Source organism: Microvirga antarctica, assembly GCF_017921815.1.
GTDB lineage: Bacteria > Pseudomonadota > Alphaproteobacteria > Rhizobiales > Beijerinckiaceae > Microvirga > Microvirga antarctica.
The window spans coordinates 1-284 of sequence record NZ_JAGEMM010000167.1; the positions used below are offsets into that span (position 1 = coordinate 1).

Consider the following 284-nt stretch of genomic DNA (forward strand, 5'->3'; position numbering starts at 1 on the left):
AGCAACGAGAGGATCAGCGTCAGTATCGCCAGCAGCAACGACCAGTGACGGAAGCTCCCGCGCTGGCGGCTGACATACAGACTGTGCAGCAACGCGCTGGCGGCAAGCCACGGCAACAACGAGGCATTTTCCACCGGGTCCCAGAACCACCAGCCGCCCCAGCCCAGTTCGCAATACGCCCACCACGATCCGAGAATAATCCCCAGCGTCAGAGCGCACCAGCCGGGTAACGCCCAGCGCCAGCACACCCAGGCGGTTGCCGCGTTAAAGCCGCCGCACAGTAG

The 284-nt window shown here is 64.1% G+C and carries 1 protein-coding gene; it reads right to left on the reverse strand.

Annotation, left to right across the window (positions count from 1 at the left end; translation table 11 throughout):
* Window positions 1–284: cytochrome c biogenesis protein CcsA (ccsA, locus tag J4G32_RS21335; protein ID WP_210497730.1), on the reverse strand; the 284-nt coding region annotated here is incomplete at both ends.